The organism is Oceanobacillus neutriphilus (assembly GCF_014645515.1).
GTDB classification, from domain to species: Bacteria; Bacillota; Bacilli; order Bacillales; family Amphibacillaceae; genus Oceanobacillus; species Oceanobacillus neutriphilus.
In genome coordinates this window covers 69,023-92,637 of the sequence record NZ_BMLW01000010.1, presented here as the reverse complement: position 1 = coordinate 92,637, position 23,615 = coordinate 69,023, and the positions used below count along the sequence as shown (strand labels likewise).

Here is a 23,615-nt window from a genome sequence, read left to right as displayed (position 1 = left end):
CTCTTTCGTTATATTTTCGTCACTAATACTATTTAGTTGTTATAACAATACATTGGAACGCTTTAGGTTTAGTCTTGATCAAGGTGATTAATCGCAAATTCAAGGTAGGCTTTCGCTTTTTTGAGGTCTTCCGTTGGAGTGTCGTGTTTGTAGGGAGCGCGGTTGAGGTATTTCGTAGCTGTTCCTACGCAGTGAGCGACGAAGGGGTCGTCGTAACCGGAAACAGTCTGCGCTATGATGTCGATAACTTCGATTTCTCCAGCGGTATAATGCGAGGGGTGTGAAACTGCGTCTGGATCTGAATCCGTTTTAGGAAATACCGACCATTCGTCGTAATCTGCGTCTATCCAAGTGTAATCTCCATATACTTTACTCGGAATGTCCACGTCAAAGTCTGCTTCCGCTGCTGTTCCTGTGCGTATTACTGTACCGTACTTCCCTTCGGATTCCGAACACTCCTCGCATTTATTGATTCGGACGTAATCTCCAACTTTTACGGGAGAGTTTTTAATCACATCTATCTTTCCTGTTTCCGCCTCTGCTGCGGAAACAATTTCGCAATCATCTTTTAATACAAACTTAGGACCCGCTTCGGTATAAACTTTGTATGCCTCCGAAATATACGGCAAACTATCATCTTCATAGAAGGGAATCTCTTCAAGAACTTTGTATATTTCGCCAATCTTTCCCTTTGACCACCAACCGTCTGTTACCTTCGTAATTCTAATTTTCGTCATATTCTTTTCGTCCCCTTTCTTATTCTCAATATGCGTCTTAAATATCGCTTCCATATAATCGGACTTAGCGTGCTTTCTTGGAAAGACGTAACTACTCAATTACACGCAACTCCACACTCTGTCTTCCGTATTCTCTAGCCTCTGCTTCTGACCCAACGAGTAAGTCAAGTCTATTTCCGTTAATATCTCCGCCGGTATCCATCACGACCGCTTGAATCGTATTTCCTCCACTGTTTATTTCTACCGTTGATCCTAGGGGAAGTACGCCCGGGTCAGCCGCTACTATGCGAAGCCCTTCCGGTGAATAGATCGTGCTACTGACGTCGTATCCCGAAGCGGTTACTCCGGTACAACCTGTATCGCAGAAGGCAATATATGCGGTCGCTTCGAACGTACCTACGACTTCTCCTTCCGGTATCTCCGAAGCTCCTTCGTCCTCTTGCGCGCCTGCTTCCTGTCCTCCCTCTCCATGTCCGTTAATATCGCCGTCAGCGTCAACTTCGTGTGTAGTTTCGCGTACATTTTCAGAATCCAATTCTCGAGTCTCGTCGCTAGTTTCTTCAAGCTTTTTCGCCTCCTCTGCTTCCGCTTTTTTCTTCGCTTCTTTCTTCGCCTGTTTTTCCTCTTCAACCGTTGTAATGGAAGCGGTTAATTCTCCGTCATCCCATTCTGAAACTTTTTCCGCCTCTAACTCCGAAAAGCTTTCCGAGTGCATTCGGACGGTTAGCGGAGGCTCGTCGTACTTTTTTGCCTCGACGAATGTGCCGATAGTGAGGACGGAAAGGGTTGCGCTTATTACAACTACTGCGAACCTCTCTTTAAATTTCTTACGGATATTTAGCCTCCTTCGAAAAACTAATTAGTTGAAATCAGCTAATCTATGGAAAGTTCGATAGATTAGTCGAACACTTATTCGTAAGCTTCTACTCGTAAGACTGCTGAATATAGTCGATGCACTCTTTTTCCGGAGCCTTCTCTTCGCCCAGCAATTCCGCCAAGCTAACCGGAAACTTTTCGATAGCCAATTCACGAACTGCTTCGGCGTAAACTTGAATCTCCGCTTGTGCGTCAGCCTCTAAACGCTGATTAAGAAAGTGCGCTACGGATTGAAGCGAAGCAGTCCAATAAGACCGGACATACATTCCGTATGCCGGAAGGAATAAGCGTGCTTGTTCTGGTGCTACGCCACTATCAATAGCTCGTTTATAATACATTTCTCCAGTGGCGATATAGCTCTCTAAATCTCTCGTTGCTAACTCGCCTTGCTCGACAGGTAAAAGATCGCCTGACCCTTGCTTCGAATCTGCTGGCGCACTTCGCCACTCGCCAGCCTGCGGAATATAGAAAGTAGGCTCTTCGGTGATATAGCGACGGCTGGATTCGTTCCACGCGTCCATAGTATGATCGGAGCCTACGACGTATTTCCATAGCTGCCTCGCAACCATTAACGGCATATAAATTTCGAACTGTAGCGTTGCATGACGGAAAGGAGACGTATGCCCCTCCCGTGCAAGGAACTTGATTAACCGTTCGTCCTTCTCCGAAAGCTCTTCCGTCCGTTTGTCGTAGCTAACTCTTGCAGCATTTGCCACCGTTCTGTCATCGCCCATTGTTTCGTGCAAGATTATATATCCTTTATCAAGTACGTTTACTCTATTCGACATTTAATCGTCCTCCTTTTCGTTTATTTAACGTCTAACTTCTTTTCTATCCCACTAATTCTACCTAGCTCACCTCGGACAATAGAGTAATCACTCATGTGAAGTTTTGAATGACTTGACCTGTCCATAATTTCCAAATTATCCAAATCGTTATTTAACTTATCTCCATCCTTGTGGTGTACTATTTCATCCTCTCTGAGAGGTCTTCCTAGATGTTCCGACAATACATATCTATGCTCTAATACATACCCTCTCTTATCGGAGTTAGGGTGATTTGGTTTGCACAATAAACGATAACCATACTTATTAATACGAGGACCTTTGTATAAAGGACTTTCTTCTCCTTTGTTATTGAAGTTAGGATTGAGCCTCCCTTTGTAGATAATACTTTTTCTTGCATTACTACACCTCTGACCACATGTCTTTCTTCTTTCCAAGTGGGATTTTTTAGTCAAGAAGAAGTCGGAACATACTTCACACCTCTTATAATACTTTCCTTCAATCACTCGAACATCACTCACAGGCAAGCACCTCATTCAAATCCGCCTCTTTAACGAAAACACCGTCGATCATCTTGCCTTTACGGTCTTTAATTTCTTCATAAGCTAGATCGATGCATTCCTCGATAGTAAATCCCCGCTGCTGTGAAAGAATTGTAAGGACGACGTACATATCTCCGATTGCATCCTTTAATAAATCCTCGTTACCTTTCGCAAATCCTTCAAACAGTTCGCCCATTTCTTCCCCAAGCTTTAACGCTTGCTTAGTCGAGTCTGCTGTATGAAGGTTCCGTTCTATCGCCCACTCCCGGATAAGCTCCGCTCTTGTTTCTAGCGGATAATAGGGTGATTTTTCTTCGTTTAAGAAATCGTCTATCGTCAGTTGTTCGCTTTTCGTCATCCTTATTTCGCCTCCTTATAAGTCGTCAAATCCGTTTAAATCGCTAGTCTTCGTATACTGGCGCGACTTTTGCTCAAAGAAATCCGTCTTTGTTCCATCGAAATTATCGACATAAGCACGAATCCACTTCATAGGATTGTCGGTATGTTCCGGGTAAATCTCGCTCAAGCCAAGCATACGCAGCATCTTATTCGCTCGGTACTTTATATAAGCGTCCATTTCTGTGAGGTTTATTCCGTCGATTCCTTCGAGTACATAATGGCTCCATTCCGTTTCCTGCTCGACTGCATAACGAAATTGGTCGTATACCCAATCGGTAAATTCCTTCGTGTTGTATTCGGGATTCTCTGTAAGAGTTGCTCGGAACAATTCGCCTATAAAACGGGAGTGTCCGAGTTCGTCGCGGTTAATATAAGAAATCATCGTAGAGGTTCCGACCATTTTGTTATTTCTCGCTAAATTATAGAAAAATGCAAAGCCGGAATAGAAGAACACACCCTCGAGAAGTGACGTATAAACTAACGTTTTAAGAACGTTTTCGATTGTTGGGGTCGAGGTAAATTCGTTATATACTTCGGAAATTCGTTGATTTCGTCGTAATAGAATCGGATCTCTCCGTCCTGTCTCAAATGACTCCGTTTGTTTATCGAAATCGGTAACGCTGGAAAGTACGTAGGAGTAACTTTCGTTATGAACCGCTTCCTGTTGCGCAATAACTGCGAGGATAGATTGTACGGAAGGGTCGGTTGCATAAAGTGAAAGTAATAACGCTGTACGAGTTTGAGGTCCGTCTAATGTCGATAACAACCCGATGATTTTAAGGAAGGCGTCCTGCTCTTTTTCGGATAGAGTAGCGAATTGTTTTACGTCGCTTGAGAGGTTAACTTCGTCGGCTTGCCAATACTTTCCGACAAGGTCTTTATAGATACGGTAATAATGCGGATAGCGGATGTCGTTCCAGTTAAGAATCCCGGAAGCTTCTCCGCCGAAAAGTTTCGTCGATTTATTTGGATTTCCTGGCGCTAGTGTTTGCGCCTTTTCTAATAATTCCTCGCTCAATTAATCATCTCCTTAACAACTTTCGTAACCCATTCGGAAACGGCAGCCTCTTGCCTTCCGCGTGGACTTTGTTCAATTTTTAGCGGAGGAAGCGGCGAGTTATAGAATCTCGCCAACTTTTCCGCTGCTAAGCAGAAGAGGTCGTCTCCTCCGAATTGCGTGTCTCCTGTTCCGAAAACGAATACAGGCTCTGGTTTATAACCGAGGTCTGCTACGAATTCTTTCACTTCATCTGGTGTTGCGCCTTGGTCCCACGTAAATGTTCCGAAGAATATTGCGTCATACTCTTCCAAGTCTGGAGGATTAATGATATGGAACATGTCGAATAAGTCCGATTCTATTCCATAACTATCGAGAAGGTTTTCTCGGATAAGCTCCGCTGTTTCTTTCGTATTTCCAGAAAAAGAATGGTAGAGGATAATTGCTTTCGTCATGAAGCGCACCATTCGCACTCTTCAATTTCACTGGAAGTGGAACGGACATAATAGGTCGTTTTCGTACCGGCTTTCCACGCCTGCATATGAACATCTAGAAGTACGCTTGCTTTAATCGTATTTGGTACGTAAATATTGAAGGAAATCGCCTGGTCAACGTGCTTTTGACGAGCTGCGTTCTGCTTTACGCTCCAACGTTGGTCTAGGATGTGAGCGTATCTGCGGTAAATATCGTAGGTTTTATGGTCCATATCCGGAGCAACTATCGGAAGCTTGTAATCCTTTTTCTCCTCGTAAAAGAACGGACGGAAAACGGGGTCTGTACTTGCCGTACTACCAGCGATTATCGAAGTAGTTGCGTTAGGAGCTACGGCCATAAGATAGCCGTTACGGATTCCGTACTCTCTAACGTCCCACTCTAAGACATCCCATGCACCTATTTCACCGTTTTTATAGAGATAGCCTTTTCGCTTAAAATACGTACCGTCGCTCCACTCGCTTCCCTCAAAGTAAGGATAAGCGCCTTTCTCTTTTGCCAACTCCATCGAAGCTTTAATCGTTAGATACGCAATGTTTTCGTATAATTCATCGGCATAGTCAACAGCTTCCTGCGATTCCCACTTAATTCCTTTCAGCGCTAAAAGATGATGCCACCCGAACGTACCTAATCCGATAGCTCGGTATTTCTGATTCGTAATTTGCGCTTGCGGAACCTCAATCGTATTAAGGTCGATTACGTTATCAAGCATCCGTACTTGAATTGGTATTAACCGTTCTAATACGTCAGCAGGAACCGCCTTTCCTAGGTTAACCGAAGAAAGGTTACAAACGACGAAATCTCCGGATTGTTTATAGGTAATAATCGTATCCCCTTCGATAACTTCTTCCGTTTGAACCGTAGGCGATTGGTTCTGCGTAATTTCCGTACATAAATTCGAACAGTAGACCATTCCTACGTGACTATTTGCGTTCATGCGATTAACTTCGTCACGATAGAACATGAATGGCGTACCCGATTCTAGTTGTGACTTAAGGATGCGCTTCATAATGTCGATTGCCGGGACTTTTTGCTTCGATAGCTGATTGGACTGAACGCATTCCTCGTAAGCTTCTCTGAAACTTCCTGCGTCTTTGTCTTCGTCGTAGTAATCTTCCAGCGAATAGCCCATTACCTGACGTACTTCATGGGGGTCGAACAAGTACCAATCGCCTCGCTTATCGACTTGCTCCATGAACAAATCAGGTAAGGTTACGCCGAGGAAAATGTCATGCGCCCGTTGACGTTCGTCTCCGTTATTTAGGCGTAAGTCAAGAAACGGCTGTATATCCTTGTGCCATACGTCAAGATAGACGGCGATTGCACCTTTCCGACGCCCAAGCTGATCAACGCTAACAGCCGTATTATTTAACTGCTTAATCCACGGAACAACTCCGCTGGACATGCCCTTGAATCCTTTTATCGAACTTCCGCGCGCTCTTACTTTCCCCATATAAACGCCGATTCCGCCGCCGCTTTTAGAAAGGCGGGCAACGTCCGTATTTCCGTTAAATATTTCGATTAAACTATCGTCCACTGTATCGATGAAGCAACTTGAAAGTTGCCCATGAGACAATCCGGAATTTGCAAGCGTAGGAGTTGCGACGGTCATATACAAGTTTGACAACGCCCAATAAGACTCTAAAACTAGCTCGCTTCTTTTTTCCGATGATTCATCCTGCATGTTATACATAGCGATAATCATAAAGCGTTCTTGCGGCAGTTCATAAGTATTCCCGTCGTAGTCTCTTGCGAGGTAACGATTCGCTAGATTATATAACCCAGGGAAATCGAAAAGTAAGTCGCGGTCAGGTTCGATGTGTCTGGATAATTCGTCAATTTCTTCACGAGAATATTTTTCGAGGATATTAGCGGAATAAACTCCTTTCGAAGCTAACGCTTTAAGTAGTCCGTACATATCTCCGTATTTATCTGCCGCTGCATAAGCACGGTTACCAGCCGCTTGCTTATAAAGACGGAAGAGAAACGCCTTAGAAGCAACGAAAGTCCATTCAGGGGAAGCTTCGTCTACATTCTCCAGCGCAGTCTTTATAATTTCCTCCGTGATCAAGTCCGCTGATACTTCGTCCTTTTTCGTGATTTCTTCGATGATCTTATTAGCGAAGGAAGGTTCCGACACCCCTAAGCGCTCTGTGATGAAAGTTCGCAATCTAGGTTCGTCGAAAGATAGCCGTCTATTTCCGTTTTCCTTTAATACTTCTGTTAATGTTTCTAGCGTCAATTATGCGTCCTCCTTTTTTAGTGCTGAAAGGTCTGCGTCAATCCTCCGCATTTTTAACAATAGCTCAATCTCTTCGGCGTCTAACCGAGACTTTTGCTCCAAGCTTTTTCGACGGTCATTACGTAGCTCTCGCAATTCCTGTTCGTAATCGTCCCGTACTTTTTGTAAATCGATTATTAGCGAAATTCCTTGCGTCATTACTTTTCATCCCCTTTAACGCCTGCAATTAGGAACGCGTAACCGATAACTCCTAACAGCGTTAACCAGGCGAATATCGTCGGCAGCATATCCGGGGTTAAGAACGGCACTCCAGTAAGAAACGCATTGATTCCCGGGATGATTGCAAAAACCATCCCGAAAAAATATCCGACTACAATTAAAACTAGCGCTAGTACAAATAACATTAATAGTCCTTGTAAAAATTTCATCATCTATTCGTCCTCCTTCGTTATCAATCCTTCATTTATTGCAAACGCCAAGGCTACTGCCGTAGCGTCAGATTCATCGCTATCCGCTCCACCAAGCTCGCCAGTATATCCGGTGATTTTCCGAACAGCTTCCTCGACTTCGGGCTTTTCTGCTCGCCCCTTACCGACAACCGTTTTCTTAACCGACTGCTGGGCGATAGGTTTGCACGAATCCGGAAGTAACCCGAAGTCATGAAGCGCCCTATCTGCTGCGGCGTGTGCCGTAAATATCGAGTGATGTCCGAATTTCCCTGCGTACTTTTCCCGGCAGACGTACGTTACCCTTTCGCCTTTATTTTCCGCAAGGAAAGTTCGGAGCTTGGATTCGATGACTCTGCCTCGGACGGCATAGTCGTGTTTGGCGTTTGTTTTAACGTGAGAAACTGCGAGGATTTTCGCCTTTCCTTTCGTGATTTCTACGAGTGCGAATCCGGGGCAAGCGAGGGATAAATCCAATCCGAGGATAATCGCTTTTTTATCCGCCATTTGATTCGCTCCTTAGCGATAAAATCTCTTCGAAAGCTTGACGGTAGTTGTCTTTAATAAACTTCGGCTTGCTGGAGCCTTCTACCGCAAGGACTTCGCTTTCTAACTCGCTAACCTCTTCCGCAGATAAATCCAATGCACAAGCTTCCTTAAAGTTGTTAAACGTGAATTTGCTAAGATCAAGCTTCGGTGGGTCATTCTCGTCAACCCTGCGTAATAGGTCCGCAAACTTTTCGAGTAGAGCTTGACGGTCACTGTCTGTTACCTTTACGTCAAACGCTCTCACGTCAGGATTCTTGGCGTAAGTTTCCTCGTCCAAGAACCATCCTTTCTTCGAAGCGTTAACGTAAGTAATAATGAAATCGTTAATTCCGTACATAGCGCTGTATGTGACGCACTGCAACCGATGGTCTTCTTTAGGTTCGCGCATCTTATAATGTCCGGTCTGCGCTGCGGTAGTTTGCTTCGACTTAATCTCTAAGCCGACCGTAGCCCCGCTTGTATGATCAAGGATTCCGTCTGGCTTTCCGAAGAGTTTAAACTTGCGGATTTCTCCGTTTGAATCGGAAGCTTCTACGGTAACACAAGCCTGCGCTGCTTCTTCAAACGCTGGGTATCCGTTTCTTGTGCGCTTAAATTTGAATGGGGCATCTGCGAAGTGTTTTTCGATGAAGAATAAGTCCTTCTGTAGCGATTCTCCGATAGCTGTCCCGTGCTTTTGCCATCGTGATTGGTGCGGTTGTACTTTCCGGCTATCTTTTTTCGCCCGCTTAAGCTTGAGGTATAGCGACCGGGGACACGCATTTGCTGACGAAGGGGAAAAGTACGGAAGCCCTCCGAATCGAGGTCGGGTATCTGCTGCCATCATTTCGGATAAAATTCGGTAGAAGTCTGCGGATAGCTTATCGTCGTATATCTCCGGCTTTCCGTGGTAATCGTCGAGCATCTTTTCGAATTGGTCTGCGTAGCTGTTTTCGGAAGGGGCTAACGCCTCAAGCGCTGCGCCTCCGGTTATAATGGTTTCGGTCAATTAATCGTCCTCCTTTACGCCTTCGTTTTCTAAAAGAGCGGTTAAATCATCGTAAACGTCCATCCCGTCAACGTTCGGAATTAGGGATTCTCCGCCTAACTGTTCGTAAAATTTATTTAGATGAGAGCCGACCTCGCAATCAGAAGTCGTTCCCATTGCCGCTTTCGCTATCAGTATTTCTTGTAGCGTTATTTCAACGGTTATTTTCCGCTGTAAATCTATTTCCGGCTGCTTTTCTTCGCCTACTTTTCGCATTAATCATCGCTCCCTTTCTGCACGTAAATTGTCTGCGTTACCTCGCGATAGGGGAAGGCTCCGGAGCTTGCTCGTCAATGAATTCGAATTCTACGTCTTCGCCATCCTTGCCCGCTTGATATGCGGCTTTGACAACGTCAATAATTCCGTAAGCTCCGTATAAGTCGCGGAAGAAAACGGCGTCTTCCGGTTCTCCCGCAGCTACCCATGCGGATGCTACTTTATCTCCCTCGCTATTGTATACCTTGATAGTCAGCGAGCCTTTTCCGCTATCCTCGTAGCCGTCGTTTTCGTGTATGTCGTGCGTTTCTACGATTTTCATTCTGTCGCCTCCTTGATTGCGCTAATAGAGCTAATGTGCGATAATTCCATTCGGCTTATAATTGCGATTGCCTTATCGTCGTAATCCTTTAGAACGACATATTCCGTACCTTTTATGGTGTAATACACTCCCTCGTAAGTAATACAGTCTCCAGTCTTAAACTGAACAACCACTTCGGTTCCACCTTCGTGAAGTTTTCGTTTGAGTTGCTCGTTCTCCTCCTCAACTTCTGCTAAACGTTCTTTTAGTGACTTCTTACTTCGAGGGGAGTCCGCAATTAAAGACGCAGCCAGAAGAACCAAGCATATAACAGCACACGCTCCAAATATTACTAAAAATATATCGACCATCTACACAGCCTCCTTCGGTTGGTGACGCTCAAAGTCCCACGCTTCCGGCGGAACCCCTTGCCCCCACTTCGTCATAATCTCTAAATCTGTTCCGTTCGGTACGGAATCGCCCCACGGATAAGCGTAGAGCATTAAATTTTCGATAGCTTTTAAGTCTTCTTGCGTAAAGTCTTCGGGAATTTCGAACAACAATTCGTCGTGTACCGTTCCCCAGAGCGCCCAACCTTCTCGTGTTTGACAATACTCATGCGCCTTTACCATCGTCACTTTCGTTTGTATGGACGAGCTACCTTGTACCCTAGCGTTAGTAGCTTGGCGCATTGCTCGATTAATGCTGGCGTTATGCATCCGTTGTTCCTTATATGCAGGGTCGTTCCATTTTCCGTAAGGGATACGCTTTTTTCTTAGCTTCGCGTCAGGCAACCGGCGCTTTCTCGCCTTCTTATCCGCCCAAACAAATCCGTATTTCCGAACAAAGTCCTCATTCTCTTTCAGCCAAGCGTTTAACTTCGGCATACTTCCGAATATCTCTTCCTTAAATTCCGTCGCTTCCTTCCGGCTAATTCCGAGCGTATCGCCTAGTGAAAAATCAGACATTCCGTATAAGGTAGCGAGCCATACCACTTTCATTTTCTTACGTTCAGGCGTGTCACTTCCATCCTCATTCTTGTAGACTTCTTCGTAAGGTCGCTTATAGAAAGTCGCTGCCATCATTGCGTAAGGATCGCGTCCGGTTCGAAATGCTTCGATAAGAACAGGCTCTTGCGACATGTAAGCAACACATCGAATCTCTTGCGCCTTGAAATCCGCACCTACGATTACTTTTCCTTTAGGCGCAACGAACATCGGGCGGGCTTCTGGAGGCTGATTCTGTACGTTGAATTCCCGTCCGGTTTCGTTTTCTTCGTCCTTACCAGAGCTAAATCGTCCCGTTACCGTCCCCATCGGATTGAACCGAGAGTGCCAGCGTTTAGTTGTCGGATTCTGCTTCGTAGGAAGGGTATCGATATAAGTTCCGGACAACTTCGTAACTGTCTTATATTCGAGCAGCTTGTCGATAATTGGGTACTTATCTCGCAGAGGTTTTAACGTCTTTTTAGCGTCCATATTCGGTAGATTCACGCCAATACAGGCGGATAAGGCAGGCTTCATCTGCGCTGGAGAATTGAGGTTAAGAACGAGTTCTCCTTCATGATAAGGCGTTAAAATTTCGATTAATTCCGTCCGTAACTCCTCTGCTCGATCGTGCAACTTCTGTCCGTACTCCTCTGCGAAATCCAAGTCGAGGATATATCCGTTAGCCTCCAAGTCTACAATGACGTAGAGTATCGGAACTTCGACCTCTCGGTAGTATTCGAGGATAGACGGCATCTTTTCGAGGTGTCTAAGCTGGAACTCGTATAAATCCCACGTTAAATGCGTATCTTTTGCTGCATAAACTAACGCTATATCTAACGGAATCTCCGAGAACAATTTTCCTTTGAATAACTCGTCGAAGGTGTCTGATTCTACTCCTAAATACCTCGGCGCTAAATCCTTCAACTTAAACGAAGGTTCATTTTCGTTAAGAATATGCATGGCGGTCATAGTATCCCATGCAACGCCTTTTAGGTCGTATCCATGCCGTCTAAACATCGCTATATCAAACATGGCGTTATGGAGAACCTTTCCGATAGATTCGGAATACAAGAAATCACGTAATCCTTCGATGACATAATCTCGATTTAACTGCACACCTTCGTCATGTCCAAACGGAATATAAATATGCCAGTCGGCGTTAGGAAGCGTAATGGATAATCCAACCATTTCGTCGGTGTAGACATCGACTCCAGTAGTCTCCGTATCAATTGCGACTATTGGCTCGGATTCAAGGAGATTAATAAGCTTATGGAAGCGAAGTACGTCCGTAATTAGCTCGTAATTCTCCGGAGTATTATCGACCATTTCTTGAAGCTTACGCTCTCTATTCCGTTCATTAACGACTTGCCATAAGCGCTCCGCCTCTGCTGCGGAAAACTTTCCTTGCTTTTTCCCTTCCGGAACTGGCTCTCGACCAATCTCTCCGGCAAGCATGGCGTCTCTGACTTCCGTCAGCCTCCGAAGTTTTGAAGCGTTGGTTTGAACGCCTTTGGAGGAGAGGATTCGCTCCCACGCTTCCTCCAGCGTTTCTGTTGCGGATTGCTTCCGTTTTTCCGCCTCCTGTACCTTAGCTTTGGCGGGAGAAGCATCCCCGCCTTTTAGCTTTATCTCGCCTATTTCTAGCGTCAATAGCTCCGCCCTCCTTTCAGCTTTAGAATTGTTCCGGATATTTTCACGAATGCATTGCGATTTCTTCTGCGGTTGCTTTACGGAAATACTTCGACTTCACAGGAAAGCTAATGTCATAATTAGCTTCTTCCGGTTTTTCGTGAGCGATAACAGTCACGAAAATATCTCCATCGTAGTCCTCCCCTTCTTCAATCTCGCCAAGTAACATCGCTTCGCTTGTAACTCCATATCGGGATGAAATTCCGACTACATAATCGCCTACATATAGCGCAGTTCCGTTACAATCATTTCCGGCGTAGTCCTTATTTTCAACAACTTCGAGCTGTTCCGGTTTTGCGAAGCCCCATCCGTTGACATTTGCGCCTACTATCCGAACGACTTTAGTGGGATCGTGAGGCCCCCAGCTTCCGTCAGAATCCACTTGATAAGATTCCCCGTCCTCATATCCGTAAAGAGGCCAGTCACCGCCTCCGGAAAGTAACCGTACCTCCGTACCGTCATCAAACAGTACGGTGTCTTTCGGCTGAATCACTTCCGCAATATCCTCTTCGATCACTACTTCCTCGTCGGATTCTTCGGAAACCTTTACGAACTCTCCGTCAAAACCTGCGATTTCAACTTTCGTTACTTTTCCGTCCTCCATATCAAGGATTTCAACTTCTCTTACGTTAGCAACTTCACTCATTCAATCCGCCTCCGTTCCATCTATAATCGTAAAATTGAAATCGTCAATGTCCGCCTCATATTTCGCTGTAAGCATCGCCAAGCATCCGACCGAATCGACGTAAACTTCGAAGTCTACAAAGTCCGCCCGCCATACCTCTTCTCCGACTTGAATATCCCGCATACATTGTGCGCAAGCAAACCCCGAGTAATCGGGAGCCTGCGCTTGTGAATCGTATTTATCCATCGGATGCGTTCCGTATTCTCCGCTTATTATTTCGTCTTCTTTACGCATATAAATCGTCAGCCTTTGCGATAAGTTTTAGCTGACTACTTGGACGCATGTAGACGTACCCTCCAAACCTCGTCGTACCGTCTTTGAAGGTGCTATATACGTATCCCTTTTCGTTAACATCTTTAACGATAAAGTGCGATCCTTCCGGAAGCGCTGCGGGAGATTGGATAACTTTAACGAGGTCGCCTACTTCGATTTTTTCTTCTTGCGCAGGCTCTTCGACAATCTCTAAATGCTCCTTGTCGTATACATCAGCGAATCCGCCGTCCAATTTCTCTGTGTAGTAAGGGAAAATTCCGCTACCATCATTTTTAGTAACTCGTAAAGTCTCGCCGTAATGTCCATTTCCTTCCTGTATAACTTTGACGATTGTCCCGATTGGAATTTCATCCGCTGGAATCAGCTCTTCCGCTTCGTCGTCCTTCTCCGCAACATCAACGTGCTTTTTCGCCTCTTCTTTCGGCAATACGTCGAACTGTTCCGTACCTAACCACCCAGAGTCGTTCGTATGGTCATAAGCTGTTCCGTATCCGCAATCGTCGCAATGCTCTCGACGTCCCGTAATTTCAGCGATAGTTCCTTCTAAAAACCCTTGATTAACTCGGAAGAACGTTCCCGGAAGTAAGTCGCCGTTATCCGCAACCTTGATAAGCTCGGATTCTTCTGCGTACCAATTTTTTTGATTCGGGAAATCTACTCTAATAGACCCTAAAAAATCCGCATCAGTAACTACGCCAATATCTCCGTTATTAACTCTGCCCCAGCCATGCTCCGATTCTTCACCGTCCGCAACTACAACCTTAACCTTATCTCCTACGCTGATTTCTCCGTAAGGTGATGAATTTTCTTCGCTTTGAGCTGACGCAACTTCTTCTGTTCTGCCAAGATATTTCGCTTTCTCTTCATCTGTAGCCGGGCGCATTTCGTCAAATAGCGTCCAGTTAGCCATAGTAGGTCTTCCCGCAACAAAAACTCTCGCGTCGTGTATGTCTATTTCGCCAACCTTTCCGATGTCTCCGATTTTATTCCGGCTACCGTTCGTATTTCCGGTAATAACAACGATGTCGCCCTCTTGTGGAATGTACCCTTTTTCTTTTTCGCCTTCTGAATCGCCTGATTGTGCGTCAGTAAGTACGATAAATTCCTCCGCAGCAATGAAGCCTGTACCTACTCCGTGAATATCACCATCAGAGTCGACGTGTTTAACCGTTACAATGTCGCCATTTCCATATCCGGAATGAATAAAGTCTTCGTCGACAATCAGAACCTTATCGCCTATCTTCGCCTTTTGTTCCGCTTGGGGTTTCGTATATTTAACGAAGATTGCTTTAATAGGGCGCATATGGTTAAATACGTCAAGATTGTCGCCCTCGTCGTCAACCACGCTCAAATCGAACACACTATCCAAGACTACCTCGTACGACTTTCCTTCCGTAAAATACGTCTCTCTATAATCCGACAAGTCAAACTCTACGAAATCTCCGACGATAGGCTCGTTATTCGGACGGTTAACCTTTGCGAATAAAGGCGCTGACATAGGCGCATCCTCCTCGTCTGTATTTTCTTCCGCTAATCCTACGATTTTATATTTAAGATGAGAGTGTCCGTCGATATACCTTGCGTCGCCATCGTTATCGTCGATATAAACTTCTCCGTCACCGTCATCTTTTACGACAAACTGTTCTCCTTCGTGATAATCTCCGTATAGGCAATCCGAAGTCATTTCGACTGTATCTCCGGTTTTCGTTCCAGAGGTCGCTTCTAAACGGGAAGAGGTCTGTTCTGCTGCTTTCACGTAGAAGGTTACTGCGGCATATCTCGATGAAAAAGCGTTATAGTCGCCTACATCATCGATAATAGTAAAGCTGTCGCTGTCTTTAGTCCTGATTATCTCGTAAACCTTCCCAGCGGTTACATCGAAATATTTTCCTGCGAATATTACTTTTCCGCCTACGATAGGAGCGTCCACTTTCTTTAGTCCAGAAAGGGATGTGTCTACTTTGCGGAAGGTATCGTATCTAAGCATTCCGTTATAGTCGCCGTCTTCGTCGTAGAACATTCCAGTTCCTTTATGTTCGACGGTATCGTTAATTCCGATTACTTCAAAGAAACTTAATTCGCTCGCAGTTATAGGAATTTTTCCCGCTACTATATCGCCAATCTGATCCGCTTCTCCAGCAGAAACCTTTTCGTAAAGTTCCCCTTCATATTCAATCTTCGTTACTGTACCGCCGACCATTTCTAACGTTTTAACATTCGTTAATTTCGCCATATATTAAACGCCCTCCTCGATAATTTTAGGTTCTTCTTCCGACTCGCTTACCGCTCCATCTAAGAGCAAATCCCGATCTAATGCGATGGACATTTCAATCCAATCGCGGCTTGCGCCTGCCTCTGTTCGCCAATACTCTTTAAGTCCGGTATTGCGGAACATGAATACTCTGGGCGTTTCTCCATTTTCGCAAAGTACACCAACTATAAAGTCAATGTCATCGGGGGAATATGCGTCCCCTTTGCCGTTCTTTGCGTAAACAACGAGCTGCCCTTCTCTATCGCTTCGTTTTCGTACCGTTTTACATTGAGCTGTCAGCCATGCACGGCTTAACGGGTCGCGGATAACGAAGTCGTAACTTTCGTCAGTCTCCGTTTCCGCCACTTCCCAGCCGGAAGCGATTAGCGCAGCTTTGGCGATTATCTGTGAATACTTTCCTGTTGTTTCTGATATGTGCGCCAAATTATCGTATCTCCTTCCGTGTCTAATTCGTCCTTATAATCGCCTAGAAAGGTAAATCATCCGAACTAATTTCTAACGGCTCTCCTGCCGATTCCTTTTCGCCTTCTCCGTCCGCCTCTTTTGGCTTCGGGATTTCGTAGCCGATTTTAGTAACGTCAAAACCTGACTGTACTAATCGTCGAAGCATTTCATCCTCGTCAGCCTCGAAATTAACTCCGTGGAAATCCTCGATTTTAAACTCTTCAGGAGCCTTATCGAAGTTTTCTTGCTGCTTCGAAGTCAAGTCGTCAAGGTCAACGATCGGTGTCAGCGATACGGAACCGTCAGATTCTTTCTCAAGCTCGAACGCTACTTTCCCTAGCTTGCCTTTCTCCGCCTGTTTAAGGAGAGGCTTGCGAATTGCGTTCGCTTGGTTCTTGGAAACGTCAATTACGATTCTCTCTCCGCTGTCTAAGTCAAAGAACCCAAGTGCAAATCGAAGTTTTGGCTTGTATTTATAAGCTTCATTCGATTCTTTGTCGCCGAACTCTTTAGAATTTTCGTAGTGGTGCAAGAACGCCTTATCCCAGCTTGTTAAGTCTTCTTGTGGGAATCCTTTATCGGATTTCTTCGAAGGTTTTTTCGCTACAAACGAAGGCACTCCTCCGCCACCTTTACTGTATATACCGTAGTTATAAAATCCGAACAGGTCGTTCGTCCCAATCGCTTTAACTACGTACTTACTACCGCCTTTGAATGAGGAAAACTCTTTATCATTTCCGCCAGTATTGCCGCTTGATTCTAGCGTGTCTAATGCATCTTGACCGCTGATAATTTCTGCCATTTAACGCATTCCTCCTGTAATTTCGTAATTAATTCGGAACTGCTTCCGGCAAGGGTGCGACCCCACCGCTCTCTAAGCAAGCTCGTGTCCTGCCTCCGGGCTATCGCCCTCTATGGCGTTTCCGGAAGGCTTACGTTCCTTGTGTCTTTCCCTTCGCGTTGTCAACCCTTGCTTACGTCGGCTTCCGCCTGTGGATCGGAAGGAAACGCTACAAGGACGGAAGGGAATTTCTTTCGCCAACGCTTGCGAATGCGTTGGCTTTTTAGAAGGCGCGCTCCTTCCCGACGATACACGTACAAGCGCTTGGGCTTATTTAGGCTGCTTGGGCAAGCACGTATACCGTAGGCAAGGGCGGAACTAACAGCTCCGCTAAAAGTTAACCACGTAGAGCTTTAGACCTCTACGCCGAATCCTTCTGCCGCTCTTTTCATTGCGACTATATCCGTTTCTAAATTCGCCTTTTCATCGGTTAGTTTCGTTAACTTCTCCGTAATACTTCGAATAGTATTCGGATTTTTAGCTTTAAGAAAGTTAATCTGCGTCTCTAATACCGCAATGCTAATTTTCTTTAGTTCCGCCTTTTTCAGGCGCAAAAACTTCCGAGCTTCCTTTTCGATTAACGATTCTAAACGCTTAGAATGTTCGTTAGCTTCAAAGGATGGCTTAACCGTGACCACCTTGTCGCCATCCATTACGATGACATAAGCATCCGTAAAGTAGTGCGTTTGGTGTCCTCTATTTTGCTTCCGTTTAGAACGTTCAATGTTCGTTCGGACCCACGCTATGCCTGCGTCAATATCCTCTATACCGATGCGTTGGCGTAAGCGTTCTTTGGCGTGGCTGGTTAGCGTAATTATGCCGTTAAATTGCTTTGCTTGGCGGGCTGTTGGCTGATTCATGCGATAACAACTCCTCTCACTGATGGGCGAATGAAGTCGTATTCGTCTTCGTATCCGTGCCAGCCTCCGTTGTAAGTAACGGAAGGTTCTGGCGTTTGGTGTTCGTTTATAAGGTCGATTTGTTCTATCGTTAAAGGCGTTGTTGTCGGAATAATTTCGATTGCATTTCGTATCATTTTCGGTTCCTCCTTAAGGTAAATTAAGTTAAGATAAGATAAGTAAAGCTAATTTGACAGTTTGACTAAAACAAAAAATAATTGTATAATATTGAAAGGAATTGTAAACAATGAAAATAGGCTAAAACTAGGCACTTTTGATGCTTAGGCACTGTAAGTATGCACGGTGAAATAATCATAAAATGACCCGTGGATGCTTGAATCGAATTGTTTGGCGACTTTTCGAATTCTTCTTTTAGCTGTTTCGTTGTCAATTCCAAGGAGCTTGGCGGCTCCGTTGTAAGTGGTAGATTTAGAAAAGGCGGACATTGCTTGGCGGCATTTTTCGTCCGTCTTTTCCCTTAAATACGCGAGTAGTTGCTGCTGCTCGCTTTCTTTCTGTAAAAACTCGATTGCCTCTTCCTCCGCATTGGCGTGCGGGATGAAGGGAATCATGTTCGGGTCATCTTCCATCGACGTTTCAAACGATGACGCTTGAGCGTTGGCGCGCTCATTTCGCTTTTTTGCTTCGTCGATTAGCTTCCGTGAAATACTCGTAGAAAGAAAGTGATAAAAGTTACCTTCGCTCTCTTTATACTTCTCGATAAGCTCGAAAGACATCCGATTCGCGAGACTAAGTACATCCTCTTTCTCAAGTCGGTATTTGTAAACTAAGGAATCAATAGCTCCTTCGCTAGACCATGCCGACGTAAGTTCCCGGTAAAAATCCGAGAATAGCGAATCGTACTCGCTAGTTTCGCAGGTTTGTAACCTTGTTACGTACATATTTAATTTTTGGTGATCAATCAATTTAACTCCTCCTTTATTGCTTACAATACTACCTACCTCTGTTTATATCGAGGTTGCGTATTTTTATTAAAAAAGTTTCGAATTATTTTTGGAACTTTTTTGTTATTTAAAACGTAGTATTGTTTAGCTCGATTATTAGTATACGTAATAATATTGATAAACGCAACACTTTTAACTAAATTTATCAAACCAAATTTGAAAGGATTGAAATCATGCCTAATCCAGTACCTACTAAACCAAAACGTGACGGAGAACTACCAATAACATACAGACCTCTACGTATGCTTTTAGATGAACGCAAGATGAAAATGTCACATTTGAGCAAGGATTTAAAGATTATTAATACGAACACTGCTACGAAACTACTGAACGATAAGCCTGTAAGTATGGACATCCTGGTCAGATTGTGCCACTTCCTAAACGTTCCTATCGAGCAAATTATCGAAATTCTTCCGCCAAAATAATCGGAAAAATTAAGGTTATCCTTGACATACCTAACGATAAGGTGTTAAAAGTTACTAGAGACTAATACAACGGAGGCGGTCGCTTGTCTATGTATGCCGGGCGATGCCTTCTCGGAGATTATCTTGGATCTCGTGGATGGTCGCAGCGTTATTTAGCGCGACTGTCCGGGGTTCCTACATCGACCGTATCGGATTACATACGCAATGATTCCTTGATGAGTCTTAACCACGCTAAGAATATTGCGAATGTACTTGGTTGTAATATTGACGATCTCTACGAGTGGGTATCGGATTAACCGACGGGCTATGTGCCTGTCCCCGGTAGTGTCCGACTTATCGGATATTGTAATTATATTACACTTGTCGGATATTGTCGACCTAATATAAGATCTTTTAGACTCACTCCCGCTTCCAACGCTTCATTAGCGTCTTTATAATCGGGTGGGATGCCTACTTCCTTTATTCTGACGCAACCACGAACCCCATCTTTAATCGCACGCTCCATTTTAGCTCCTGCCTTATCGTTATCTTTCGCTAAGATAATCGTCTCTATTGGGCTTTTCCGAATTAAATCTAATTGCGTTTTTGATACCGCTGTACCTCCGACTGCAATTGCCGGGACTCCGCAAGTATACCAACTCATAGCGTCAATTTCCGCCTCACATACAGCCACTTCCTTTAGGTTATGTCGGTACACCTTATCTAATCCGAATACAAGCTCGCGAATTGGATGCGAATGTCTACGATACCAGAACGCTTTACCTTGAATCTTACGGAATTTTAAATTCGCAAGTTGTCCGTCAAAGTGACGCCACGGTACGACAACCGATTGACTTACCGGGCTAAAGCGAGTGTTAAAGAACGCCTCTACCTTCGGATCAATTCCTCGGGAAAAAAGATACGTATGTCTTTGCGCGAATTGAGTTAACTCTTCATCCGGCAGTACAATGCGCTTTCTCTCTCGCTTTAATTGCGGCAGAGGCACTCGGTAGTGGTCGGAAAAGTCGATCAATCCATACTTTCCGTGTAGATAAGCGACGGTTTCCTCATAAGTTTCTGAACGGAGAAAGGCAAGCAACTTTACGAGATTACCAGACTCGAAGTCGGCGTCATAGGCTCCGCTATCCTTCCATCCTCCGGCGTACTCTCCTTCTAAGCTTACGAAGAAACTAGGCGTCTTATCGTAACGGAACGGGCTTGCTGCGAGTAATTTATCGGCAGTCCAGCGAGGGCGAATCCAGTCGTACTCTGATAATTCCTCGGCTATATTTACGTCTAAATCTACTCCGCTAACTTTTACGTAAGCCAATTAGTTACCTCCTTCCTTTTTGTAAGCGCCTCATTTTGTAACATTTACGTAATATTTTACTAAATTGTCTGTAACATTTCTACCCTTGTAGGGACATTTGTCGAAGGAAACATTTTCCAATTTTAAATTAGCCTTAAAATCCTTCAATTGCGTCAAATAGCTCCGCATCCTTAATTGACAACTCTTCAATAATGCCAAATTGTGGCAGATATATGATTTCAGCCTCTTCGCCTTCCCCTCCGTCACGTCCTTTATTAAGTCCGATTAAGCCTCGACCTTGTTTGTAATCAGTATCTACTCCGATTAATAAGTAAGCGTCTTCGAGAAGTTGTTTCGTCTTCTTGACGTCTTTACGTTGCGGAATCTTTAACTCCCTGCTTCCATCGTCTTCCTTTTGTTCGTCCTCTTCGTCAGCTTGAGTGATTGCGAAGATAACCGTATGTGTTTTTCCGGCTAATCTGCGAAGTTTCTTGCTCGTATTAGCTGCGTCGCCTCCGGTTGTTTTCGAGGTATTGCGCTCATAGTCGAGGTAATAAAACGGGTCAACGACTACTATATCCGCCTCTGTTGCGATTATATCGGACTCCAACGCTTTTAAACTCCTATCGTCAAAGTCATCATCGTCAACGCCCCTAACATTAATGTTTCCCGGGAGTAGCTCGTTAATCTTCGCAAGGAATTCGAAAAACTTTTCCTCGAAATCCTCTGACAATTCTCCTCGGCGTAAGTCTGCAGAATCAAAACCGATATCCATATTAACGCCGTTAATCGTCGCCTCCGCAACCTCCCCAATCATCCGAGAGTAATACGTAAAGATACGCACCATCAGCTCGTACCAGCCCATCTCCATCGCCCATATAAGCACGTTTGCGCCCTGCATTGCGAGGTTAATCGATTCGGCGAGGGTGATTGCGGACTTCCCTCTCCCTGACTTACCGTAAGTAACGTACAGGTTAGACGAAACATAGCCGCCGACTGTGCGATTAATGAACGCGAATAAGCTATCATATATTCGAAAGGATTCGCCCCTCTGCCTTCGTAAGTATTCTTCCTTGATTTTTACTGCGTCCTTTTTTATATCCGTTCCCACTGAGTTTCGAACGCTTGTTCTTATTTTAATACTTTCTAACTCTGAAATCAAGGTTTCTATCGCAGATATTCCATCGAATTCGTTAATTACTTGTTCGACAGTCTGTTTCGTAGGCTTCCCGGAGCTGTCCGGAACCCCTGCGAACATCTCGACAACTTGGCGCTTAGCTGCCTGCGATTTGACCTCTTTCGCGAGGTATCCAAAGTCATCGACAACCCCTTCCCGATAGTAAAAGTCGGGAAATTTCTCGACAACTGTTCGATAATCCGGCGCTTTCCCTCCGTAGCGCTGACCATATGATTCGATGAAGGTGTAGACTTCGCGCTCTGTTTCCGTAGCAAAGTCCGATTCCTTAAGATCATATTGGCGAGCGAGAAGCGTTTCTCCATCGTCTAATATTCGTGATAATAATTGTTCGCCGTGATTTGCCATGCGCTACCCCTCCTTTCTTATTTGCGTTAATTCTCGCCTATCTTCTGCCAGTTCTGTCAGCCTTTCCTCGGCTCTACTCCGTTCTTGTTCGTCCGTGCTGTATCGTAAAGTATCGAGCCAGTAGTCGATTTCAGCGGTCAATTTCTGTTCGACATCCCTTACGATAATTTTCTCAAATGCGTCCACATCGACCGTAACCGTAGGAAGCTCTTTCGTAAGGCGAGGTTTGGTAGCGTAATCGAGCCATTCTTCCGCTACCCATTTACCGGATATTGCCGCATCGTCGGGCATTGTTGTACGGAGCTGATAACGGTAAGTTTCGTCGTCTTCATCGAATCTACTCGCTTTGACCTCATACCTTACAGGCTCCATCGGATTATAGACCCCACCCCAATAGTCGGAGCTGTTCGTTATATAGACGAAATCCCCTTCGTCAAATAGTGGAAGTAGTTCGTCAGATAAGTCCGTGTCACCAATCCATATAAAGTCCGAATCTTCCGATTTCTTTTCACGTGAAGCATAAGCTGCTCCGATCGTAAAGGCGCATATTCCCGAGATTGCTGCGCCTAGAATGACGGATTTAAGGCGTTTCATTGGCGTTCCTCCTTGACGGTGATATAACTATACACCACGATTTTCTACTACGCAAGATTTTAATTCAAGATAGTCTCTTTTTATTTATATCGAGCAGAGTCGTCGATTACTTTTCCTTCTTTACCGATAGTTGATCCTATATGAGCGCAGGGTCTTCTAAATACAGGTGCGCCGTCAACTACTATTTTGTACTCGGCGAGTCCGTATAACCCGCTATGATAAGAAACTAAATCGCCGACAAGGGGTTCCTCCGGCTGTGGAGCGTTCAAGTATTCGTACATTACAGGATTTCCGAACGCCCTTCTAAGTGCAATAGCCTTTCCGATATATTCGTTAAAGCAGTCGTTAGGGTCACATTTAGCGATTCCTCTTGAACGAATATATCCGGTAGAATTAAATTTAACAAGCGCAACTACTGTCCGTTTTTCAGCATTAACTACGAATTCTACAGACACTCCCGTTTTAGAAAATCGCTCTTCGATAAGACTTATATCACCCTTTGCAAGCGCAACAATTTCATCCCTTGTCATCGTAACTTTATCGACCGCTAACATTGTCCCTACCTCCTCGTGGAAGTCCCGCAAATCCTCCTCCGATAACTTCGCTAAAATATCGGTAAATAGCTCCTTTAATTCCGGGTAGCTTATTTCAACCGTGCTTTCGGTTTGATTTAAGGTTTTATTCGTCATTTAATCGTCTCCCTTTCGTTTAATTAGGCGTTAATTCCTTCTATTTCAATTCCGAGGGTATTTAGAGTGAATCGGACCCCTGCGTCATATCCTTGATCGAATACGTCAGTGCTCGAAGCCTCGTATACTTCACGCAATTCATCTTCCGGCGACTTTTTCACCTTATATCCGTAAGCTAATGCAGTAACGTATTCGACTGGATTTTCTTCGAAGTAAGGGTATAGGATGCGTTCTTGACCAGAGTAATATTTCTCTAACATCATCCAATTCGTAAGGCAGCCTATTTTTTGAAGAGGCCCCGTATATCTTTCCTGTCTCAAATCACTCCAAACGCCCTCAATTGCTTCCGCAACTTCTTTCGGTAATACTACTTTTTCCATTCCGCTTCCTCCTCTGAATTATCTTATTTA

Annotated in this window: 31 protein-coding genes; 2 read left to right on the top strand and 29 right to left on the bottom strand. The window is 44.7% G+C overall.

Annotated features, from left to right (window positions below):
* Positions 1-68: 68 nt before the first annotated feature.
* The 24 genes from IEX29_RS16765 to IEX29_RS16650 form a co-directional block, all read right to left on the bottom strand.
* Positions 69-836, bottom strand: coding sequence for a DUF3310 domain-containing protein (locus IEX29_RS16765; protein ID WP_229720265.1), 768 nt, complete (start codon positions 834-836; stop codon positions 69-71).
* A complete protein-coding gene (locus IEX29_RS16760) occupies positions 829-1,452 on the bottom strand; it encodes a 3D domain-containing protein (protein ID WP_188735518.1) in 624 nt (207 codons plus the stop codon). The genes IEX29_RS16765 and IEX29_RS16760 overlap by 8 nt, the downstream gene beginning before the upstream one ends.
* 208 nt (positions 1,453-1,660) lie before the next feature.
* Entirely contained in the window at positions 1,661-2,401 is a 741-nt protein-coding gene (gene thyX, locus IEX29_RS16755; protein WP_188735517.1) for an FAD-dependent thymidylate synthase, read from the bottom strand.
* A 20-nt stretch (positions 2,402-2,421) separates the two neighbouring features.
* Positions 2,422-2,919 (bottom strand): HNH endonuclease, encoded by a 498-nt coding sequence (locus IEX29_RS16750; RefSeq protein WP_188735516.1) that lies wholly within the window; start codon positions 2,917-2,919, stop codon positions 2,422-2,424.
* On the bottom strand, positions 2,912-3,298 hold the full coding sequence (locus tag IEX29_RS16745; protein WP_188735515.1) for a MazG-like family protein: 387 nt from the start codon (positions 3,296-3,298) through the stop codon (positions 2,912-2,914). Before IEX29_RS16745 ends, IEX29_RS16750 begins: the two co-directional genes overlap by 8 nt.
* 15 nt (positions 3,299-3,313) lie before the next feature.
* Positions 3,314-4,357, bottom strand: coding sequence for a ribonucleotide-diphosphate reductase subunit beta (locus IEX29_RS16740; RefSeq protein WP_188735514.1), 1,044 nt, complete (start codon positions 4,355-4,357; stop codon positions 3,314-3,316).
* Entirely contained in the window at positions 4,354-4,803 is a 450-nt protein-coding gene (locus tag IEX29_RS16735; protein WP_188735513.1) for a flavodoxin, read from the bottom strand. The genes IEX29_RS16740 and IEX29_RS16735 overlap by 4 nt, the downstream gene beginning before the upstream one ends.
* A complete protein-coding gene (locus tag IEX29_RS16730; protein WP_188735512.1) occupies positions 4,788-7,070 on the bottom strand; it encodes a ribonucleoside-diphosphate reductase subunit alpha in 2,283 nt (760 codons plus the stop codon). The genes IEX29_RS16735 and IEX29_RS16730 overlap by 16 nt, the downstream gene beginning before the upstream one ends.
* On the bottom strand, positions 7,071-7,268 hold the full coding sequence (locus IEX29_RS16725; RefSeq protein ID WP_188735511.1) for a hypothetical protein: 198 nt from the start codon (positions 7,266-7,268) through the stop codon (positions 7,071-7,073).
* The gene (locus IEX29_RS16720) at positions 7,268-7,501 is read right to left on the bottom strand and encodes a hypothetical protein (protein WP_188735510.1); all 234 of its coding nucleotides are present in this window, start codon (positions 7,499-7,501) and stop codon (positions 7,268-7,270) included. Before IEX29_RS16720 ends, IEX29_RS16725 begins: the two co-directional genes overlap by 1 nt.
* On the bottom strand, positions 7,502-8,023 hold the full coding sequence (locus IEX29_RS16715; RefSeq protein ID WP_188735509.1) for a crossover junction endodeoxyribonuclease RuvC: 522 nt from the start codon (positions 8,021-8,023) through the stop codon (positions 7,502-7,504). It abuts the gene before it with no gap.
* A complete protein-coding gene (locus tag IEX29_RS16710) occupies positions 8,013-9,053 on the bottom strand; it encodes a hypothetical protein (protein WP_188735508.1) in 1,041 nt (346 codons plus the stop codon). Before IEX29_RS16710 ends, IEX29_RS16715 begins: the two co-directional genes overlap by 11 nt.
* A complete protein-coding gene (locus IEX29_RS16705; protein ID WP_188735507.1) occupies positions 9,054-9,308 on the bottom strand; it encodes a hypothetical protein in 255 nt (84 codons plus the stop codon). It lies immediately after the preceding gene.
* Positions 9,309-9,345: 37 nt separating this feature from the next.
* Positions 9,346-9,630 (bottom strand): hypothetical protein, encoded by a 285-nt coding sequence (locus IEX29_RS16700; protein WP_188735506.1) that lies wholly within the window; start codon positions 9,628-9,630, stop codon positions 9,346-9,348.
* On the bottom strand, positions 9,627-9,980 hold the full coding sequence (locus IEX29_RS16695; protein WP_188735505.1) for a hypothetical protein: 354 nt from the start codon (positions 9,978-9,980) through the stop codon (positions 9,627-9,629). The genes IEX29_RS16700 and IEX29_RS16695 overlap by 4 nt, the downstream gene beginning before the upstream one ends.
* Positions 9,981-12,248 carry a DNA polymerase gene (locus tag IEX29_RS16690; protein ID WP_188735504.1) on the bottom strand — a complete coding sequence of 756 codons (2,268 nt, stop codon included), beginning with the start codon at positions 12,246-12,248 and terminating at the stop codon, positions 9,981-9,983.
* Between the two features lie 43 nt (positions 12,249-12,291).
* Positions 12,292-12,933 (bottom strand): hypothetical protein, encoded by a 642-nt coding sequence (locus IEX29_RS16685; protein WP_188735503.1) that lies wholly within the window; start codon positions 12,931-12,933, stop codon positions 12,292-12,294.
* Positions 12,934-13,206: a hypothetical protein gene (locus tag IEX29_RS16680; protein WP_188735502.1), complete on the bottom strand. Its 273-nt coding sequence runs from the start codon at positions 13,204-13,206 to the stop codon at positions 12,934-12,936.
* The gene (locus IEX29_RS16675; RefSeq protein ID WP_188735501.1) at positions 13,199-15,478 is read right to left on the bottom strand and encodes a hypothetical protein; all 2,280 of its coding nucleotides are present in this window, start codon (positions 15,476-15,478) and stop codon (positions 13,199-13,201) included. Before IEX29_RS16675 ends, IEX29_RS16680 begins: the two co-directional genes overlap by 8 nt.
* Positions 15,479-15,481: 3 nt before the next feature.
* The gene (locus IEX29_RS16670) at positions 15,482-15,940 is read right to left on the bottom strand and encodes a hypothetical protein (RefSeq protein WP_139344849.1); all 459 of its coding nucleotides are present in this window, start codon (positions 15,938-15,940) and stop codon (positions 15,482-15,484) included.
* A gap of 43 nt (positions 15,941-15,983) precedes the next feature.
* Positions 15,984-16,763, bottom strand: coding sequence for a hypothetical protein (locus tag IEX29_RS16665; RefSeq protein WP_188735500.1), 780 nt, complete (start codon positions 16,761-16,763; stop codon positions 15,984-15,986).
* A gap of 392 nt (positions 16,764-17,155) precedes the next feature.
* Positions 17,156-17,662 carry a hypothetical protein gene (locus IEX29_RS16660; protein WP_077603656.1) on the bottom strand — a complete coding sequence of 169 codons (507 nt, stop codon included), beginning with the start codon at positions 17,660-17,662 and terminating at the stop codon, positions 17,156-17,158.
* On the bottom strand, positions 17,659-17,838 hold the full coding sequence (locus tag IEX29_RS16655) for a hypothetical protein (RefSeq protein ID WP_188735499.1): 180 nt from the start codon (positions 17,836-17,838) through the stop codon (positions 17,659-17,661). Before IEX29_RS16655 ends, IEX29_RS16660 begins: the two co-directional genes overlap by 4 nt.
* Positions 17,839-17,982: 144 nt before the next feature.
* Positions 17,983-18,627: a hypothetical protein gene (locus IEX29_RS16650; RefSeq protein WP_188735498.1), complete on the bottom strand. Its 645-nt coding sequence runs from the start codon at positions 18,625-18,627 to the stop codon at positions 17,983-17,985.
* Between the two features lie 212 nt (positions 18,628-18,839).
* Between IEX29_RS16650 and IEX29_RS27255 the strand changes: the two genes are divergently transcribed.
* Complete coding sequence (locus IEX29_RS27255) at positions 18,840-19,091, top strand: helix-turn-helix domain-containing protein (RefSeq protein ID WP_188735497.1); 252 nt, start codon at positions 18,840-18,842, stop codon at positions 19,089-19,091.
* Between the two features lie 89 nt (positions 19,092-19,180).
* Positions 19,181-19,387 (top strand): helix-turn-helix domain-containing protein, encoded by a 207-nt coding sequence (locus tag IEX29_RS16640; protein ID WP_188735672.1) that lies wholly within the window; start codon positions 19,181-19,183, stop codon positions 19,385-19,387.
* A 53-nt stretch (positions 19,388-19,440) separates the two neighbouring features.
* Here IEX29_RS16640 and IEX29_RS16635 read toward each other — a convergent pair whose 3' ends face one another.
* From IEX29_RS16635 to IEX29_RS16615, 5 genes are all read right to left on the bottom strand, one after another.
* Positions 19,441-20,400 carry a toprim domain-containing protein gene (locus tag IEX29_RS16635; protein ID WP_188735496.1) on the bottom strand — a complete coding sequence of 320 codons (960 nt, stop codon included), beginning with the start codon at positions 20,398-20,400 and terminating at the stop codon, positions 19,441-19,443.
* A 133-nt stretch (positions 20,401-20,533) separates the two neighbouring features.
* Positions 20,534-21,922 (bottom strand): DnaB-like helicase C-terminal domain-containing protein, encoded by a 1,389-nt coding sequence (locus tag IEX29_RS16630; protein ID WP_188735495.1) that lies wholly within the window; start codon positions 21,920-21,922, stop codon positions 20,534-20,536.
* 3 nt (positions 21,923-21,925) lie between these two features.
* Positions 21,926-22,516: a hypothetical protein gene (locus tag IEX29_RS16625; RefSeq protein WP_188735494.1), complete on the bottom strand. Its 591-nt coding sequence runs from the start codon at positions 22,514-22,516 to the stop codon at positions 21,926-21,928.
* An 80-nt stretch (positions 22,517-22,596) separates the two neighbouring features.
* On the bottom strand, positions 22,597-23,205 hold the full coding sequence (locus tag IEX29_RS16620; RefSeq protein ID WP_188735493.1) for a hypothetical protein: 609 nt from the start codon (positions 23,203-23,205) through the stop codon (positions 22,597-22,599).
* Between the two features lie 23 nt (positions 23,206-23,228).
* The gene (locus IEX29_RS16615) at positions 23,229-23,585 is read right to left on the bottom strand and encodes a hypothetical protein (protein WP_188735492.1); all 357 of its coding nucleotides are present in this window, start codon (positions 23,583-23,585) and stop codon (positions 23,229-23,231) included.
* Between the last annotated feature and the right edge of the window lie 30 nt (positions 23,586-23,615).